The 16,283-nt window shown below is 69.9% G+C and carries 14 protein-coding genes; 12 read left to right on the top strand and 2 right to left on the bottom strand.

The window, feature by feature from the left end; translation table 11 throughout:
- The first annotated feature begins 3 nt into the window (after window positions 1–3).
- From SY2F82_RS13055 to moeZ, 11 genes are all read left to right on the top strand, one after another.
- Complete coding sequence (locus SY2F82_RS13055; protein ID WP_374707150.1) at window positions 4–1,326, top strand: DUF3152 domain-containing protein; 1,323 nt, start codon at window positions 4–6, stop codon at window positions 1,324–1,326.
- Window positions 1,327–1,382: 56 nt separating this feature from the next.
- The gene (locus SY2F82_RS39855; protein ID WP_313884285.1) at window positions 1,383–1,475 is read left to right on the top strand and encodes an Ms4533A family Cys-rich leader peptide; all 93 of its coding nucleotides are present in this window, start codon (window positions 1,383–1,385) and stop codon (window positions 1,473–1,475) included.
- 180 nt (window positions 1,476–1,655) lie between these two features.
- On the top strand, window positions 1,656–3,368 hold the full coding sequence (locus tag SY2F82_RS13060) for an ABC transporter substrate-binding protein (RefSeq protein WP_200419170.1): 1,713 nt from the start codon (window positions 1,656–1,658) through the stop codon (window positions 3,366–3,368).
- 4 nt (window positions 3,369–3,372) lie between these two features.
- Window positions 3,373–4,398, top strand: coding sequence for an ABC transporter permease (locus tag SY2F82_RS13065; protein WP_200419171.1), 1,026 nt, complete (start codon window positions 3,373–3,375; stop codon window positions 4,396–4,398).
- The gene (locus SY2F82_RS13070) at window positions 4,395–5,393 is read left to right on the top strand and encodes an ABC transporter permease (protein ID WP_200419172.1); all 999 of its coding nucleotides are present in this window, start codon (window positions 4,395–4,397) and stop codon (window positions 5,391–5,393) included. The genes SY2F82_RS13065 and SY2F82_RS13070 overlap by 4 nt, the downstream gene beginning before the upstream one ends.
- Window positions 5,390–6,982, top strand: a complete 1,593-nt coding sequence (locus SY2F82_RS13075) for an ABC transporter ATP-binding protein (protein WP_200419173.1) — start codon at window positions 5,390–5,392, stop codon at window positions 6,980–6,982. Before SY2F82_RS13070 ends, SY2F82_RS13075 begins: the two co-directional genes overlap by 4 nt.
- Window positions 6,983–7,217: 235 nt before the next feature.
- The gene (locus SY2F82_RS13080; protein WP_200419174.1) at window positions 7,218–8,948 is read left to right on the top strand and encodes a DUF3492 domain-containing protein; all 1,731 of its coding nucleotides are present in this window, start codon (window positions 7,218–7,220) and stop codon (window positions 8,946–8,948) included.
- A complete protein-coding gene (locus tag SY2F82_RS13085; RefSeq protein WP_236041389.1) occupies window positions 8,945–10,267 on the top strand; it encodes a hypothetical protein in 1,323 nt (440 codons plus the stop codon). The genes SY2F82_RS13080 and SY2F82_RS13085 overlap by 4 nt, the downstream gene beginning before the upstream one ends.
- A 183-nt stretch (window positions 10,268–10,450) precedes the next feature.
- Window positions 10,451–11,410 carry an NAD(P)-dependent oxidoreductase gene (locus tag SY2F82_RS13090; RefSeq protein WP_200419175.1) on the top strand — a complete coding sequence of 320 codons (960 nt, stop codon included), beginning with the start codon at window positions 10,451–10,453 and terminating at the stop codon, window positions 11,408–11,410.
- Complete coding sequence (locus SY2F82_RS13095) at window positions 11,398–12,147, top strand: spherulation-specific family 4 protein (protein ID WP_200419176.1); 750 nt, start codon at window positions 11,398–11,400, stop codon at window positions 12,145–12,147. Before SY2F82_RS13090 ends, SY2F82_RS13095 begins: the two co-directional genes overlap by 13 nt.
- Window positions 12,148–12,210: 63 nt before the next feature.
- Window positions 12,211–13,389, top strand: coding sequence for an adenylyltransferase/sulfurtransferase MoeZ (gene moeZ / locus SY2F82_RS13100; protein WP_200419177.1), 1,179 nt, complete (start codon window positions 12,211–12,213; stop codon window positions 13,387–13,389).
- A 408-nt stretch (window positions 13,390–13,797) separates the two neighbouring features.
- On the opposite strand, the gene SY2F82_RS39500 is transcribed toward moeZ, so the two are convergent.
- Entirely contained in the window at window positions 13,798–13,923 is a 126-nt protein-coding gene (locus SY2F82_RS39500) for a hypothetical protein (protein ID WP_268980385.1), read from the bottom strand.
- 599 nt (window positions 13,924–14,522) lie between these two features.
- Between SY2F82_RS39500 and SY2F82_RS39860 the strand changes: the two genes are divergently transcribed.
- Entirely contained in the window at window positions 14,523–15,200 is a 678-nt protein-coding gene (locus tag SY2F82_RS39860; protein ID WP_374707161.1) for a restriction endonuclease, read from the top strand.
- A gap of 178 nt (window positions 15,201–15,378) precedes the next feature.
- On the opposite strand, the gene SY2F82_RS13110 is transcribed toward SY2F82_RS39860, so the two are convergent.
- Complete coding sequence (locus SY2F82_RS13110) at window positions 15,379–16,236, bottom strand: hypothetical protein (RefSeq protein ID WP_200419179.1); 858 nt, start codon at window positions 16,234–16,236, stop codon at window positions 15,379–15,381.
- Window positions 16,237–16,283: the final 47 nt, after the last annotated feature.

Raw genomic sequence — 16,283 nt, forward strand, 5'->3', positions numbered from 1 at the left:
GGCGTGGGACGACACAGCCGCAAGGGGCGGGACGACAGGGCGAACGGTGACACGGAGGTGGTGCCGGGCATATCCGCGGCGGAGGGTTCGCCGCGGGGTGCGGCGGTCGGCGGCGCGCGTCGTACGGCCGACGGGACGCCCGCCCGAGGCGTCCCGCGGTTCGCCGACGGCACCCCCGCACATGGCGTGCCCCGCCTTCCCGACGGTGCCCTTCAGGCCCGCGGCGATCACCCGGAGCACCGCGAAGGCGGCGGCGCCTGGGGTGACTTCACGGTCGGCACGGTCCAGGACGTACCGGGCCGAGGTGCCGTGCCCCGTATCCCGCGGCAGCGGTCGCAGCCCGGCCCCCGTCAGGAGTACCTCGACGCCTTCGACGAGGGCGACGACGTCTTCACGCCGCGTCGCACCGTTCGCGCCCCGCACGCACCCCTCACCGACGAACGCCACCCCGGCGCGCAGACCGAGGAGACCGGCGCGCAAGCCGAGGAGGTGCCCACCGGGACCGGTGAGGCCGCACGCGGCAGGGGCGGCAGGGGTCGTTCCTACGCCGGGATCGTGGCCGCCGCCGTGACCACCGTGATCGCGGTCGTCGTCGCCGGCCAGTTCCTCGCCGGACAGCACCGCGCCGCCGCACCGTCCCGGACCGCCACCGGCCAGGCCCGCGGCACCTCCGGCCCGGTCACCGGCGCCGAGCCCACCGCCTCCGTCTCGCCCGGCGCGACGCCGCTGACGTACGAGCAGGCGATGGACAGGACGTACCCGCTCAGCGCCACGCTGAAGGGACCCGGGACGTTCTCCGCGGTCCCCGGCGCCGCCAAGGCGCCCGGCACCGGACGGAAGTACACCTACCGCGTGGACGTCGAGAACGGCCTCGGTCTGGACGGCGAACTCTTCGCCCAGGCAGTGCAGAAGACCCTGAACGACGACCGGAGCTGGGCGCACAACGGCGCCCGTACCTTCGAGCGCATCCACTCCGGCAAGCCCGACTTCGTGATCACGCTCGCCAGCCCCGGCACCACCGCCGCCTGGTGCGCGAAGTCGGGTCTCGACACCACGGAGGACAACGTCTCCTGCGACTCCGCCTCCACCGAGCGCGTGATGATCAACGCCTATCGCTGGGCGCAGGGCTCGACGACCTACGGTGACGAAATTCACGCCTACCGTCAGATGCTGATCAACCACGAGGTCGGCCACCGCCTCGGCTACGGCCATGTGACCTGCGACAAGAACGGCGAGCTCGCCCCGGTCATGCAGCAGCAGACCAAGTTCCTCGACCACGACGGAATCCACTGCCTTCCCAATCCCTGGCCGTATCCCGGGAGTTGACGGTGGCAGCTCTCGTCACATTGACACGCGCTGAAAGTTCGTTCATATTGCTGCCCATGTCGCCCCGTCACGCCTCCCGTCGCGCCGCCATCGAGCTGGCGCTCATCGGCGTGACCGCGCTCTGCGTGGCCGACATCCACTGTCGCTGACGCCCGCCTCAGGCGTTCGCGTCGCGATTTCCCCTCTCTTCCGTGACCCGTCGGCATGCGCCGACCGGTTCGCGTTTTCTCGACGACCCGGCGCCGAGGCAGACGTCTGCCCAGATCTGTCTCACATTTCCGCTAATCCGTCTCGTCATGCGAGACGAATCCCGAGAGGTCGTCATTCCGATGCGTCAACCGTCCGTCACAGCGCGCCGTGTGGCAGCGGCATCCGTCAGCCTGGTCGTGGCAGCGGGCGCCGCCGCCTGCGGGCCGAAGGACAACGGTGTCAAGGCTTCCGGTGGCGACTCCACGCCGCACAAGGGCGGCACGCTGACCGTCCTGAACTCCGATCCGCAGGAGGACTTCGACCCGGCCCGCCTGTACACCTCCGGCGGCGGCAACGTCCCCTCCCTCGTCTTCCGCACGCTCACCACGCGCAACCGCGCGAACGGCGCCGCCGGGGCCAAGGTCGTCCCGGACCTCGCCACCGACACCGGGCGCCCGAGCAAGGACGCGACCGTGTGGACGTACACCCTGAAGACGGGCCTGAAGTACGAGGACGGCACGCCGATCACTTCAGCCGACATCAAGTACGGCATCGAGCGCTCCTTCGCCCCCGAACTCTCCGGCGGCGCCCCCTACCTGAGGGACTGGCTGGTCGGCGCGGCGGACTACCAGGGCCCGTACAAGGACAAGAAGGGCCTCGACGCGATCGAGACCCCGGACAGCCGGACCATCGTCTTCCACCTGAACAAGCCCGAGGGCGAGTTCCCGTACCTGGCCACCCAGACCCAGTTCACGCCCGTCCCGAAGGCCAAGGACACCGGTACGAAGTACGAGGAGCACCCGGTCTCCTCCGGCCCGTACAAGGTCGTCCAGAACCAGAACGACGGCGAGCGGCTCATCCTGGAGCGCAACACGCACTGGTCGGGTGACGACCAGCGCAAGGCCTACCCGGACAGGATCGACGTACGCTCCGGGTTCGACTCCTCGGTGATCAACCAGCGACTGTCCGCGTCCCAGGGCGCGGACGCCGCCGCGGTCACCACGGACACCAACCTCGGCCCGGCCGAACTCGCCAAGGTGACGGGCGACAAGGAGCTGGCCGCCCGCGTCGGCACCGGCCACTTCGGCTACACGAACTACATCGCGTTCAACCCGGCCGTCAAGCCGTTCGACAACGTCAAGGTGCGGCAGGCGATCTCGTACGCCATCGACCGGTCGTCCGTCATCAACGCGGCGGGCGGCTCCTCGCTGGCCGAGCCCGCCACCACCTTCCTTCCCGACCAGAAGTCCTTCGGCTACACGCCGTACGACCTCTTCCCGGCGGGGGCGACCGGCAACCCGGCCAAGGCCAAGGAGCTGCTGAAGGAGGCCGGTTACGCGAACGGACTCACGATCACCCTCACGCATTCCAACGACAAGAACTTCGAGACCAGCCCGGAGATCGCGACCGCCGTCCAGGACGCCCTGAAGAAGGCCGGTATCACCGTCAAGCTGCAGGGTCTGGAGAACAACGACTACAAGGACAAGATCCACAGCGTCAAGACGGAGCCCGGCCTCTTCCTGGCCCACTGGGGCGCCGACTGGCCCTCCGGCGGTCCCTTCCTGGCCCCGATCTTCGACGGCCGGCAGATCGTCAAGAACGGCGCGAACTTCAACACCGGCCTGCTGAACGACACGTCCGTCAAGGCCGAGATCGACGCGATCAACAAGTTGACGGATCTCGACGCGGCCGCGAAGCGCTGGGGCGCACTGGACAAGAAGATCGGCGAGCAGGCCCTGGTCGTGCCGCTGTTCCACCCGGTCTACAAGCGCCTGTACGGCAAGGACGTCAAGAACATCGTGATCAGTGACTGGACCGGTGTTCTGGACATCTCGCAGGTAGCGGTGAAGTAGCGCCGTGAGCGAGGCACTTGTCGCCGTCGAGGCCGCCGGGACGGACGCACCCGTCCCGGCGGCCTCGGGGGCCCGTCTGTTCTGGCGGCGGCTGCGCGCCCAGCGCGCCGTCCTCGTCGCCGCGGCCGTCGTCGCGCTGCTCGTCCTGGTCGCCCTCGCCGCGCCACTGCTCACCGCGCTCGAGGGCCAGGACCCGACCACATACCATCCGACGCTCATCGACTCGGCGCGCGGCGGCGTCCCCACAGGGCCGTTCGGCGGCGTGAGCGGCGACCACTGGCTCGGCGTCGAACCGCAGACCGGACGCGACCTGTTCGCACGGCTCGTGTACGGCGCGCGGGTCTCGCTCGGCGTGGCACTCGCCGCCACGGTGGTGCAGGTCCTGCTCGGTGTCGTCATGGGCATCGCGGCCGGACTCGGCAACCGCTGGGTCGACCTGATCCTGAGCCGGATCACCGACATCTTCATCTCCATGCCGCTGATGATCATGGCGCTCGCGCTGCTGGCGATCGTCCCGAGCAGCTTCCCGCGGCCCGTGCTCGTCGCGCTCATCGTCGGCCTGGTCTCCGGCTGGGGCACGCTGTCGAAGATGGTGAGAGCCCAGACCCTCACGCTCAAGGGGCTCGACTACGTCTCCGCCGCCCGGCTCAGCGGCTGGAGCACCGTCCGGATCGCCCGCCGCGAGCTGCTGCCCGGCCTGGCCGCGCCCGTCATCACGTACGCCGCGCTCCTGGTGCCGCAGAACATCTCCGTCGAGGCCGCCCTGTCCTTCCTCGGCGTCGGTGTGAAGCCCCCGACGCCGTCGTGGGGGCAGATGCTCACCGCCGCCGACGTCTGGTACCAGGCCGCCCCGCAGTACCTGCTGCTGCCCGCGGGCGCGCTCTTCGTGACCGTGTTCACGCTCACCGTCCTCGGTGACGGGGTGCGCACCGCGCTCGACCCGCGCGCGGCGTCGCGTCTGCGCGTCGGAACCGGACGCAAGCGGGAGGCCAGGGCGGACGCGGCCGCACGGAAGGAGGACCGGACATGAGCGGCTTCGGCGGTTTCGTACTGCGCCGGGTCGTCGGCGCGCTCGTCACCCTGTTCGCCCTCTCGCTGATCATCTACGTCGTCTTCTACGTGACCCCCGGCGACGTCGCCCAGATCACCTGCGGACCACGCTGCTCGCCGGAACAGGTGCACCAGGTCGCCCAGCAGCTGAAACTCGACGACCCGCTGTACGTGCGCTACTGGCACTTCCTCCAGGGCCTGTTCGCCGGCCAGGACTACTCGACGGGCACGTCCGTGGAGCACTGCCCGGCGCCCTGCCTCGGCCTGTCGTACCAGAGCGACCAGCAGGTCACCGACATCATCCTGGGGAAGCTGCCGGTCAGCTTCTCGCTGGTGCTCGGCGCGATGGTGATCTGGCTCCTCCTGGGCATCGGCACCGGTGTGCTGTCCGCCTGGCGGCGCGGCAGGGTCACCGAGCGGGCGCTGACCGCGATCACGCTCGCCGGCGTGGCCACACCCGTGTTCGTCATCGGCCTGATCCTGATGATCGTCGTCTGCGGTCAGCTCCAACTGCTGCCCTTCCCGCAGTACGTCGACTTCACCGACGATCCCGAGCAGTGGGCGTGGAACCTGCTGCTGCCCTGGCTCTCGCTCGCCCTGATCGAAGCCGCCAACTTCGCCCGCCTGACCAGGGCCTCGATGCTGGAGACGCTGGCCGAGGACCACATCAGGACGTTCCGCGCCTACGGGGTCGGCGAGCGCTCGGTCATCGCGCGGCACGCGCTGCGCGGGGCGTTCGCGTCCGTCATCTCCCTGAACGCCGTCACCTTCGGCTCGGCCGTCGGCGGCGCGGTGCTCACCGAGACGCTCTTCGGACTGCCGGGCATCGGACAGGAACTGGTCCAGGCGGTGAAGGTCGTCGACCTGCCGGTCGTCGTCGGCATGGTCCTGGTGATCGGTTTCTTCGTGGTCCTTGCCAACGCCGTCGCGGACGTCCTGTACGCGGTGGCCGACCGACGGGTGGTGCTCGCATGAGCCTGGTGGAAGTCACGGACCTGACCGTGGAGTTCGGCTCGCTGCGCGCCGTCGACGGTCTCTCCTTCCGGCTGGCCGAGGGCGCCGCCCTGGGCCTGGTCGGCGAGTCCGGCTCCGGCAAGTCGACCGTCGCCTCCGCGCTCCTCGGTCTGCACCGCGGCACGGGCGCCCGGGTGACCGGCTCGATCCGGGTCGCCGGCACCGACGTCCGGCAGGCGTCCGACGACGACCTGCGGCGGCTGCGCGGCGGCAGGGCCGCGATGGTGTTCCAGGACCCGCTGTCGTCCCTGGACCCGTACTACGCGATCGGCGACCAGATCGCCGAGGTGTACCGGGTGCACACGCGCGCGTCCCGGCGTGCGGCACGCGCGCGTGCCGTCGAGGTGCTGGACCGGGTGGGCATCCCGGACGCCGCACGACGGTCCCGCTCGCGCCCGCACGAGTTCAGCGGCGGCATGCGCCAGCGCGCCCTGATCGCCATGGCGCTCGCCTGCGAACCCGACCTGCTGATCGCCGACGAGCCCACCACCGCACTGGACGTGACGGTCCAGGCCCAGATCCTCGACCTGCTGCACACCCTGCGCGCGGAGACCGGGATGGGGCTGCTCCTCGTCACGCACGACGTGGGCGTCGCCGCGGAGAGCGTCGACGAGGTGCTCGTCATGCGGCACGGCAAGGCCGTCGAGCACGGCGCCGTCGCGACCGTGCTGGGGGAGCCCCGTGAGGAGTACACCCGCGAACTGCTCGGCGCGGTGCCGCGTGTGACCGCGCCGCGGGTCGAGGAGAGCGCCGCGTCGGACGAGGTCGTCATCGAGGCGGTGGGACTGCGCCGCGAGTTCGGCCGCGGCAAAGGGAAGTTCGCGGCCGTCGACGACGTGTCGCTGACGGTGCGGCGCGGCGAGACGCTCGGCATCGTGGGGGAGAGCGGCAGCGGCAAGACCACCCTGGGGCGCATGCTGGTCGGGCTGCTGGAACCCACGGCCGGCGAGGTCCGCCACGGGGGCATCGCACGGGCGGGGGTGCACCCGGACGTGCAGATGGTCTTCCAGGACCCCGTCTCCTCCCTCAACCCCCGGCGCAGCGTGGGCGAGTCCATCGCCGACCCGCTGCGGGCGCGGGGGAGCGACGAGCGGCGCATCCGGGGGCGCGTGCGCGAGCTGCTGGAGCGAGTGGGCCTCGACGGGGCCCACTACGACCGGTACCCGCACGAGTTCAGCGGCGGTCAGCGCCAGCGCGTCGGCATCGCGCGGGCACTCGCCGCCGAACCGCGCGTCATCGTCTGCGACGAACCGGTCTCCGCGCTGGACGTCACCACCCAGGCGCAGGTCGTGGCCCTCCTCGCCGAGCTGCAGCGCGAACTCGGGCTGGCACTCGTGTTCATCGCGCACGACCTCGCCGTCGTGCGCCAGGTCAGCGACCGGGTCGCGGTGATGCGGCGTGGCCGCATCGTCGAGTACGGCCACACCGACGAGGTGTACGAGTCGCCCCGGGACCCGTACACCAAGCAACTCCTCGCCGCCGTCCCCGCGCTGGATCCGGCGGTGGCGGCCGAACGGCGCACGGCCCGCAGGGAGCTCACCGCCGCGTGACCCGGCCGCACGGCCGATAGTGAGCCATGAGCCGTCCTCCGGGCGAACGACGGGAGTTCGACGACAGGACCTAGCGCGATCGAACGCGGCCTGTGCGGGAAAGTTACGCCCGTTCACCCCTTTTGGTGGCGCGACGGACAACCGTCCGCCGCGCCACCGCCCCGTCCGCGTACGTTCGTCCCGCTGCGGGCCGCCGGACGACGGCGGCTCCCTACGGGAGATCGGGGGTGCACACGTGCGCATCGGACTGCTTACGGAGGGTGGCTATCCGTATGTGAGCGGTGACGCCAGGCTCTGGTGCGACCGGCTCGTGCGCGGACTTCGGCAGCACGAGTTCGACGTCTACGCGCTCTGCCGCACCGAACGGCAGGAGGCCGGTGGCTGGATCCCGCTGCCGCCGCACGTCGGCCGGGTACGCACGGCACCCCTGTGGACCGCGCAGGACGACGGGGTCGCGTACGGGCGCCGGGCGCGGCGACGGTTCACCGAGGCGTACGGGGAGCTGGCCGCCGCCCTGTGCACGGCACCGGAGCCAGGGGCGCCGCGGGGGGCGACCGAACCGGCCGGCCCCGAGGCGGACCGTTTCGGCAGTGCCCTCTATGCGCTCGCCGAACTCGCCCGTGACGAGGGCGGACTGGCCCGCGCGCTGCGTTCCGAGACCGCCGTACGCGCACTGGAGGGCGCCTGCCGCGCGCCGGGTGCCCTCCGGGCGGCGCGCGCGGCGGGCGTCCCCGACCTGCTGGAGGTGGCCGCATACGTCGAACGTGCCCTGCGTCCCCTCTCGCTGGACTGGTACGAGGACGACGGACTCGGCTCCGTCGACCTCTGCCACGCCACGTCGGGCGCCGCGGCGGCCCTGCCCGGACTGCTCGCCGGGCACTTCGCCGGCGTCCCGCTGCTGGTCACCGAGTACGGCGTGCGGCTGCGGGCGCACTACCTGGGCACGACGGACGAGACGCGCCCGGTGCGCGCGCTGCTCGCCTCCTTCCAGCGCCGGCTGGCCGCCGAGGTCTACCGGCGGGCCGCGTGCGTCACGCCCGGCAACGCCCACGCCCGGCGCTGGCAGGAACGGTGCGGCGCCGACCGCGCCAAGGTACGCACCGTCTACCCCGGCATGGAGGCGTCCCGCTTCACGGAGGTGGGCGAGGCCGCCGATCGCGCGGACCCGTACACGCTGGTCTGGGTCGGACGTGTAGAACCCGCCAAGGACCTGGTCTGCCTGCTCCACGCCTTCGCGGAGATCCGCAAGGCGGAGCCGAAGGCCAGGCTGCGTGTCGTCGGGACCGCGGCGGACGCCGAGGGGGCGGAGTACCTCGGACAGTGCAGGGCCCTGGCCGCGCAGCTGTTCCCGGACGAGGCGGAGGGCGTGCACGCCGTCGGCGACAACCCGGTGTCCTTCGAGGAGATCGGCGCCCCGGAGGTGCCCGACCTGGCGGAGGCCTACGCGGCCGGGGCGGTCGTCGTCCTGTCGAGCGTCGTCGAAGGGTTTCCGATCAGCCTGGTGGAGGCCATGTTCTGCGGTCGCGCGACGGTGTCCACGGATGTGGGCGCGGTGGTCGAGGTCATCGGCGGCACCGGCCTCGTGGTCCCGCCGCGCAACCCGCGGGCGCTCGCGGAGGCGTGCCTCGCACTGCTGCGCGACCCCGCGCGCCGTGAGCGCCTCGGCGCGGCCGCCCGCGCACGAGCCCTCGAACTGTTCACCGTCGAGCAGAATGTGGCGGCATTTCACGGCATTTACCTGGAGATCGTCTCCCACGCGCCGGTACGGCGGGTCGTCGTGGACGACGCAGGCGAACCCCTGCCGTTCGGAGCGCCCGCGGAGGCCCATCTGCCCGGCCACTGGACCGAGCCCCGGCTCCCCGGTGCCCGACCCCGCTGGGCGTGCGCCCAGGGTCCCGCGCCGACACCCGTACGCGCCGCCATGTGGCCGCACGCAGCGGTTCCGGCAGCGGAGGGCGCGCGATGAGAGACGTGAGGGACGTGGGCGAACGGCCTCGCTCCGACGCCTGGGACACAAGGCCCGAGGAATGGGACCTGGGGGCGGAGAGCGTGTACGCGAGCGCGGAGGAGACGGAGGAGACGACGGAGGCGCGCACAGGGGCCGTCGCGGCAGATCGCGTCCCCCAGCCCGTCGCGGCCGAGGCCGCGCCCCATACCGCGGGTGCCGTGCGCGCCGCGGACGCCGGGAGCGCGGAGCCCGCCCGCAAGCCCCCCGCCCGCCGAGGCGCCGCCGACCCCGTCAAGGCGCTCATGCACCGGCACCGGGAGCTGTGCGAACGGGCCGTCGACCCGCTGGAGATCGCGGCCGGTCTGGAGGCCCACGGACTGACCGACCGGGCTGCAGCCCGCTACCGGCACCGGGACGTCTTCTCGCTCGCCGAGGAGATGTACGCGCGCGTCCCCCGCGACGACGACCGGCCACCACCGCGCCCCGCCCCCACGGGCGGCCCCCGCGAGCACCGGGCGTGGGCCGTCCTCGCCCTGCTCCCGGGTGCCCTGTGCACCGCCGCCGTCCTCGGCCTGCGGGCCACCGAGGGCCGGGCCCACCTCGCCGTCGCCGTACTCGGCGCCCTCGCGGCCACGCTCGGCCTGCGCGTCGCGCTCGGCCGAGGCCCGCTGCGCGCCCCCGCCCACACCACGTCCGCCGTCGCGCACGTGTGGACATGCTGGCTGCTCGCCTACGCCCTCCTCGGCGACGGCCTGCTGCGCGCCGCCCTGGACGGCGGCCCCGACGGCCCCTGGCCCCTGGCGACCGCGCCCGTTCTGGCCCTTGCTCTGGCCTGCGGCCCGGCCGCCTGGTGCGCCCGCCTCTTCGCCGTCCACGCCCGCCGCAGACTCGCCACGAGCCGCGGCCTGGAGGAGTTCGCGGGCTCCGTCACCCCGCTGTTCCTCGGCGTGTTCGCGCTCTTCCTGGCCGCCCTCGCCGCACTGCTCGCGCTCACCGGAGCCCTCCTCGGCCGACCCGCCGTCTCGATGGGAGCCGTCGCCCTGGGCGCACTCCTCCTGCTCGCCCGGCTGCTCGCCGTCCACGGCGCCGGGCGGGCCCCCACCGTCGTCCTCGGCACGGCGGCGGCCGCAGAGGCGACCGCCCTGGCCACGGTCTTCGCCGCCCGGCTCCCCGGCTGCTCCGCCCTGGTCACGCCGGTCGTGACACTGACCGACGCCTGGGGCGCCGACGCCGTACCGGCCCTCGGCTGCGCCCTGGCCGCCCTGACCCTGCTGATCCACGCGATCCGCACCCTGACCCGGGCCTCGGCCCACGCCCGGCCTCCCGGGTCACCCTGAGCCGTCGGCCCATGGCCACTGGGACGTCATGGAGCCGCGACCGCCGCCCGGGACCCGTCCCCGGCACGCCCTCCCGCGGGGCCGACACCGCGGGGCCTCTCTCATCCCACGGCACCACCCTCGTAAGGAGAAACGCCAGATGATCACCTCCCGAACCGGAGAGTCCGCCCCGGGAGCCGCCCGATGAGGGTCCTGCTGATCGGAGCCAACGGATACATCGGCCGCTTCGTCGCCGACCGCCTGCTCGCCGACCCCGCCGTGCAACTCACCGCGCTGGGACGCGGCGACGACGCCGACGTACGGTTCGACCTCGCCGCCGGCAGCCCCGGCGCACTCACCCGCTTCCTGGACGCCGTGCACCCCGGAGTCGTCATCAACTGCGCCGGTGCGATCCGCGGCGGCGCCCGCGAACTCACCCGGCACAACACCGTCGCCGTCGCCACCGTCTGCGAGGCCCTGCGCCGCAGCGGCTGCGGGGCCCGCCTGGTGCAGATCGGCTGCAGCGCGGAGTACGGACCCAGCCAGCCCGGCTCCTCCACGGCCGAGGACGCGGTCCCGCGCCCCGGCGGCCCGTACGGCGTCAGCAAGCTCGCCGCCACGGAACTCGTCCTCGGCTCCGGGCTCGACGCCGTCGTGCTCCGCGTGTTCTCGCCCGCCGGGCCCGGCACCCCCGCCGGATCCCCGCTCGGCCGCCTCGCCGAAGCCCTGCGCCGCGCCATGCAGTCCGGCGACGGCGAACTCAAGGTCGGCGGCCTCGGCGTCCAGCGCGACTTCGTCGACGTACGCGACGTCGCCCGCGCCGTCCACGCCGCCTCCCTCTCCGCCGCCCAGGGCGTGATCAACATCGGCTCGGGCCGCGCCGTCCGCCTGCGTGACGCCGCCGCCGTCCTCGCCCGCGTGGCCGGCTACGGCGGCGCCCTGCACGAACTCGACGGCCCTCCCAGCCCGGTGCGGCCGGTCCTCGGGCACCACCGGGGCGACCCCGAGCACGCCGTCCCCGTCGCCTACCCATACCCGGACGGCTGCGGCAGCTGGCAACAGGCCGATGTCCGCACCGCTCGCGACCGGCTCGGCTGGCGGCCCCGGATCAACCTCGAGGAGTCCCTCGCGGACATCTGGATGGAGGCGGCATGCCGCATCTGACCAACACCCCGGCGAGCACCGCGAGCACCGACCTCGGCCTGGGCCTCGGCACCCCGGGCTATGCGCACCCCCTCCTCGCCCCCGAGGAGTGGGGCGCACTCGCCCGTCAGGGGACCCCGGTGCACTGGGCCGCCCTCAACGTGAGCAACGGCCCCGGCACCCGGCCCGATCCGCACTGCGTGCAGGCCGCGGGGCGGCTGCACACCGTCGGCGTCCGTGTTCTCGGTCACCTCGACGTCGTCTGGGGCGCCCGACCCTTCGGCGAGTTGATCTCCGAGGCGGACCGGTATCTCGACTGGTACCAGGTCGACGGCTTCCTCCTGGACCGCTGCCCCACCGAACGCGCCCTCCTTTCCGAGACCGGCCGCACGGTCACCACGCTGCGCGCGCTCCTCGGCCACGGGCACATCGTCCTGGGCCACGGCAGCCACCCGTATCCCGGATACGCCGAACACGCCGACCAACTGGTCACCTTCTCCGGCTCCTGGAGCGACTACCGCTGGTCGCAGGTCGCCGAGTGGACCGCCGAGCACCCGCCCGAGCGCTTCTGCCACTTCGTGCACGGCGTGCCCCGCGGCCACCTCGAGGAGGCGCTGCGCATCGCCCGCTGGCAGGGCGCCGCCACGATCTGGTTCACCGACCGCACGGACCGTGGTGGCCGCACCGTCCCCTGGGAGGCCATGCCCGGCTACTGGGACGACATCGTCTCGCGTCTCGGAACGGGTGTCTCGGAATGAAGAAGGGCGTGGCAGTGTTACCAGGAGAACAACCGTAGTGATTGACCGACCAACGGAGTCCCCGTGTCGCTGCCACCCCTGGTCGAGCCGGCTTCCGAGCTCACCGTAGACGAGGTCCGCAGGTACTCCCGCCACCTGATCATCCCCGATGTCGGGATGGACGGGCAGAAGCGGCTGAAGAACGCCAAGGTGCTCTGTGTGGGCGCCGGCGGTCTGGGCTCGCCGGCGCTGATGTACCTGGCCGCGGCGGGCGTGGGAACGCTCGGCATCGTGGAGTTCGACGAGGTCGACGAGTCGAACCTGCAGCGGCAGATCATCCACAGCCAGTCCGACATCGGCCGCTCGAAGGCCGAGTCCGCGCGCGACACGGTCAAGGGCATCAACCCCTACGTGAACGTGGTCCTTCACGAGGAGCGGCTCGAGGCCGACAACGTGATGGACATCTTCAGCCAGTACGACCTCATCGTCGACGGCACGGACAACTTCGCGACGCGCTACCTGGTCAACGACGCGTGCGTGCTGCTGAACAAGCCGTACGTCTGGGGTTCGATCTACCGCTTCGACGGCCAGGCCTCCGTCTTCTGGTCGGAGCACGGCCCCTGCTACCGGTGCCTTTACCCGGAGCCCCCGCCGCCGGGCATGGTCCCCTCCTGCGCCGAGGGCGGTGTCCTCGGCGTGCTGTGCGCGTCGATCGGCTCCATCCAGGTGAACGAGGCGATCAAGCTCCTCGCGGGCATCGGCGAGCCGCTGGTCGGCCGACTGATGATCTACGACGCCCTGGAGATGCAGTACCGCCAGGTCAAGGTCCGCAAGGACCCGAACTGCGCGGTCTGCGGTGAGAACCCGACCGTCACCGAGCTCATCGACTACGAGGCCTTCTGCGGCGTCGTCTCCGAGGAGGCCCAGGCGGCGGCCGCCGACTCCACGATCACTCCCAAGCAGCTCAAGGAGTGGATCGACGACGGCGAGAACATCGACATCATCGACGTCCGCGAGCCGAACGAGTACGAGATCGTCTCCATCCCGGGCGCCAGGCTGATCCCGAAGAACGAGTTCCTGATGGGCACGGCCCTGGAGACCCTCCCGCAGGACAAGAAGATCGTCCTGCACTGCAAGACGGGTGTCCGCAGTGCGGAAGTCCTCGCCGTCCTGAAGTCGGCGGGCTTCTCCGACGCCGTCCACGTGGGCGGCGGCGTGATCGGCTGGGTCAACCAGATCGAACCGCACAAGCCGGTGTACTAAACAGCCACCTCGCTGACCAGCGAGACAGAAGAAGCCCACGGCTCTGACCAGCTCAGACGCCGTGGGCTTCTGTCGTTGTTGGTCGGCGTCGGGTGCCCTCGCACGGCCCGGAGACGGCCCGGCGGCCACCGCTAGACCACCCTGCCCTTCCTGCCGAGCGAGTCACCCAGGGACCTGAATACACGGCCCAGTCGCTCCGCCGTCTCCGCCGGCGGTTCCGGGATGGGCGCGTCCGGGCCTTGATGCGACCGCCGCTTTACAAGTTCGTTCACCACCCGGCCGGGCTAGGGCCCGCGTCGTGCACCCGTGCCGCACGCAGCTGCTGGTTGCCGCCGCCGTCCGCGGTCGTTGATGTCAACGCTGGATGTCAGCAGCTCCGGGTTAGACACTCACCACGACAGCGGGCGGTCAATGACGAAGCTGATCGACCATGCTCGTGAAGCCGACCACCAAGGACGCAAGATCCAGCATCAGGAACCACCACTCGTTGGGCCTGCCGCGCTTCTTCCTCCACCGACGGTCGTTGCTCGTCATACAACACCCTCCCTGTAGACGTCGGCCCGGTGCGTAGGTGCCGAGCCGTTGACGAGGAGCGACAGTAGGGAGCAGGTCACTTGTTCTCACGCAAAGCGAGGTTGTTCAGGACGTAGTCCCAGATAAGCTCCGCACAAGTCAACGGTTGTCCTGGACGGGCCGGACAACGACTCGCAGGAGGACGGCTAGCTGTGCCCAGCTCGAAGCGGAGTGGACGGCCCTGGGGCCCGATACGGGCAGAGAACCCGAAGGCGCAAGAATTGTCACAGTTCCTGCGTAAGCAAGTCGAGGTGAGCGGGAAGACGCTGGCAGACCTCAGCAAGGAGACGAATTTCTCTAAGAGCCTGATCAGCGCCAACCTGAGTGGCGCCATTCCTAAACCTGAATTCCTAAGAGCTCTGATTATTGCCACAGAGCAAAGCCATGCCCTGCGAAGTAAAAAAATTCAGCAGGCTCTAAGTCTCAGAGAAGCAGCTTGTGCGGTTCCGAGTACCTCATCCGTCCGACCTCCGGGTAGCACCAGCCAGCAAGACCTTACCCAATCACTAATCCAGTCCTTGCGGGACCAAATCGAACTAGAGCGGGCGCTTCGCTCGGCCATGCAACTGAACTGGGCACTGCTGTGGCAGGTGGGTTCGGTATCCACCTCGACTGCCGACGGGGGTTCGGGGTCTCCGACTCGATCTCCTGATGGCTCGACGCCAAAAGCGGAGCGTCCTGAACAAGTTGTTGGGGATGGGGCACCCTCACCCCTCCCTGATTCGGGCCATGCTGAGGATCTGCAGCCACGTCCAGCGGCCCCAGAACGGCACCCTGGAGTTGGACTGCCAGCCGCCTTCTCGACGCATAACCCTACCAGCGACGAATTGCCCAGTCTGAATCGAAGGAGAATTGCTCTCCACGACCTTACGCCCGCAGCCTTCGAAGGCCTGGTGCGAGAGCTTTTTCTTGCTATGGGGTTCACTGCCTGGGCAGAGAATCGCGCCTCAGGGGACCGAGGGTTCGATGCGGTGACGATCAATGAGGACCCGGTAATGGGAGGATCAGTCCTCATTCAAGCAAAGAGAATCAAACGTCCGGTATCGGTCGAGTCTCTGAGGTCATTGGCTGGGGCAGTTGACTTCGAGCGCGCAACCAAGGGTTTCTTCGTGACCACCTCTCACTTCACCTCTGCCGCTTACGACTTTGCGGCCCGGAGCGGGAGAATTCAGTTGATCGATGGACGGTCGCTACAGTCGTTACTTTCTCAATATCTCGGGATTCAGGCAGACCTATAGGTTCCGCCTCGCGACATCGGCAGAACGGCTTTGGGTTGGAAATTCCATAACCCAGTCAAGCGCCGCCGCGCCCGGATCCCGGGGCGCCAGTTTGGAAGATCGCATAACTGGACGAAAGGTGACCAGCAGGGTCGCCGACGCGCGGGTCTCTGTGGCGGTCCGCGTCACTCCTCGCTGTTCAGCGTTGGTCGTCGTTGAGCGCCCCCGCACGACCCAAGGACGGCGCGGCCTGCTTACGCTCTCCGGGCACAAGGTGAGAGTACAGCTCAAGTACCCCGGAGTCGTCTTTCGATATGCGAGCAAGACCGAACTTCGCGGCCACTTTGGTATCGAAGTCGATTACAACCCTGATCGCGCTGCTGGCGACGGCAATGTATTCGCGCAAGTTGAATCTGTAGCGTTCACCTTTCTTGGCATCGGGTACGATGCGCATGAAACGCTCGTCGATAATCCCTCGTCTATGCACCGCTAGGTTCCGAATTGCGACGCCGCGCCTGAGTAGCATCCAATGCTTATCGCTTTCATGAATCTTCAGTCCCAGTCGCTTCTCGATGTAAGCGGCGATATCCTCTAAGCCTTTGTATGACAGTTGGCTGATGCGTCGCTCTGCCGCCCATGCCGCGAACGCTTCGATCGAGTCGTGGGCAAGAACTTCCTCGTATGTCACTTGCTCCTGGCTCTTGAGGAGTGCTGGGCTGCTCACTAGAGTCTCCGTGAGGACATCGGAAACATAGGAGAGGAAATTCTCAACGCACCGAGTCATGCCGTACTCGGAGACCATGGGCAAGTTCTTATGAAGGGTTTCCTTGAATTGAGCGCGCTTCTCATACCAGTGAGGAAATCGCTTCTCTGGGCCATCGGGAGAGACGTCCGCGAAGGCTACGCCCAGCCGCTCCACCAGAGACTCGAACTCGCGAAACACCATGCTGGCTGAAGTCATATAAAGCATCTGGGCGTGATGATGCTTATAGAAAGCCCAAGCGGCTGTGGTGGCGAAGTCAGGAACTACGTCGAGCGCGTCGTCTTCATTCTCCATATTGTGCCCCCTCCGTCGAACTGATCGACTCAGTCTGGCAGACCGGC

This window comes from Streptomyces sp. Y2F8-2 (assembly GCF_014905555.1).
GTDB classification, from domain to species: Bacteria; Actinomycetota; Actinomycetes; order Streptomycetales; family Streptomycetaceae; genus Streptomyces; species Streptomyces cynarae.